Genomic DNA, 2,174 nt, shown 5'->3' with positions numbered 1-2,174 from the left:
TTACCGAAAAAACCTAACGCCCAATTAAGGGGTGAGCAACGCTACCACTCTACCCAAAGCATTGTGCCATAAACACTAAATTTGAAGTGAAATCAAAAATGCCAAGCGTTGTGAATCCCTCTTAAATTGCTTGTTATGTTGGATTGTATGTAAATGTATCAAGCACCCACTTACACGTGCTCAAGTCTAAGCGTTCGTAGACATCTAAAATGTCTTTTTCATGGGTTCCACGAGGAACTAAAATCAAGCATTCATTCGTATGTGATTTAACATATTCCGAATAGACCTCGTAATAACCAACTATTGGTTGGTAGAATTCATCGTTGAGTTCAAAGAAAAACCTAAGTAACTGCCTTAGTACTTCAACAAACTCTACAATATTTGCATATACATCAATGTCGCCTTCTGCTTCATTCACATACTTTCGCAAGTTCTTTGTACATTGAGAACTATTTAAGATCTCATCTTTTTCAAGAAGGAGGCTAACTTGAGTTTCTTGATCATCGTTCAAATTACTAACGTTTATCGAAGAAATGGGGACACCTGCATGTTGAGAGTGATTCCTCAACTCATAACAAATACGATAACAGTAATTCTGTAAATGAAGCTGTCTTTTTTTGTTTATCCACTTATCTTTTATGTCTTCACTTAGTGAATTTTTCTCCATTAGTGATATTAAAAGATTCGCGGATGAAAGAAAGTTACATATACATGTATAAATCTGGCTGATATTATCGATATGCTGGTAACTTACCCTAGTTACAACTGTCGTGCCTGACATACTACCTGAAAACTTAATGACTTCCGCCTCGAGAGTTTTTAAGTTAGTTTCAATACTTTTCCAGGCAAAGCAAAAAATACGAAAAAATGACACATTACTTTCAAGTTCTTTAATATGCTTATATTCATCTTCAAACACTGCTCGCTGTGATTCATAAGAAAGCACTTTTCTTACGCCGCACTGCTCCTCCAATTTCAGCAAAATATGGGTATTCATCATTTTCTCCGTACAACATAACGCCCAATTAAGTGGTGAACAACGCACTGACCAAGCCGCTGCATTGCACCGTAAAGCACTTTACCTGACGCATAGTAAAACTGCCACGCGTTGAGAATCCACTTGAATTGCTTGTTATGTGAATTTTACCGGGAATTCAAAGTAAACCACCGTAGAAATGAAGGAATTTGAATAAGTTACGTAAAAACCAATGCTTACCAAAACCTAAATTTCACAGCGATCTTAGCAAAAGAGAGCCACTTACAGAATCAACAACAAAGAAAGCGCCCTTTCAGCCACAACAAAACCTTTTGCTTCACCAGAATTTCAGAGCTGAATTTCAGCAAGTGAATCAGTCAAAAAGACATTTCAATTAAAGCGATTTGAAACTGACGAAATTCAACACAAAACAGATCCAAAACTAAATTGAGGCAACCCAAGAACCTTGAAAACGATAACTCTCAGGTTGTTCAAGAATCCATTTCGACCAAGCCAGCCTGCCGAAAATACAGAACGAATTCTCAATGAAATCGTAGCTTTGACCTTAAAAACTCATCAAACACATAACGCTTTCTATACGGCTCTATGCTGCCTTTTCAGGCACACTACCGCCTTCTTTCATTCCAAAAGAAAACTGCATGCTAGCACTTATCTTTATGAAACAAATAGAAAATCAGTATGAATCTGTGTGCTCAACCACGCAATTAGACGGCGTGGTGAAGCCTAATTAGATGTGAGACGCTAAGTTTATAGAACTGTATAAATACCCATGTGAATTTAGTTATGAAAAGTCAGTTTTTGCTTAGCATAAAAGAACATATGATCGCTCGTCACTATGCGAAGAAAACCATTGAGAGTTACATCTTTTGGATCAAACGATTCATCGTATTCCACCAGCTCGCTCATCCGTCTAAATTAGCTGAAAACGATGTTGAACGCTTTCTCAGCCATTTAGCGATAGATGAAAAAGTCGCCGTAAAAACACAGGCGCTCGCCCTAAATGCCATCTCTTTCTTGTACCGTGAGTATTTTAGAACGCCACTTTCGCTTGATATGCGTTTTCAAAAGTCTCTGACAGAAAAGAAACTGCCAGTAGTGTTAACGAAAGCTGAAGTAAGGCGCTTCGTTCAGCATATCGATCCAAAATACAAACTACATAACCTGAACTCGGGATAAA

At 37.8% G+C, this 2,174-nt stretch carries 1 protein-coding gene and 1 pseudogene; one reads left to right on the top strand and one right to left on the bottom strand.

The genetic code is table 11. The features are described 5' to 3' along the window. Nucleotides 1-133 precede the first annotated feature (133 nt). The gene (locus tag BCT11_RS03270; protein WP_102387091.1) at nt 134-997 is read right to left on the bottom strand and encodes a hypothetical protein; all 864 of its coding nucleotides are present in this window, start codon (nt 995-997) and stop codon (nt 134-136) included. Nucleotides 998-1,780: 783 nt separating this feature from the next. Here BCT11_RS03270 and BCT11_RS03260 point away from each other — a divergent pair. Continuing rightward, nucleotides 1,781-2,155, top strand: a pseudogene (locus BCT11_RS03260) (phage integrase N-terminal SAM-like domain-containing protein); the annotation flags it as partial. Nucleotides 2,156-2,174: the final 19 nt, after the last annotated feature.

The organism is Vibrio sp. 10N.222.52.B12, from assembly GCF_002875385.1.
GTDB classification, from domain to species: Bacteria; Pseudomonadota; Gammaproteobacteria; order Enterobacterales; family Vibrionaceae; genus Vibrio; species Vibrio jasicida.
This window is presented reverse-complemented; position numbering and strand designations above follow the sequence as displayed.

Coding starts and splice junctions, on each gene's coding strand:
- BCT11_RS03270 (WP_102387091.1), bottom strand. CDS start 997: ATGAATACCCATATTTTGCTGAAATTGGAGGAGCAGTGCGGCGTAAGA.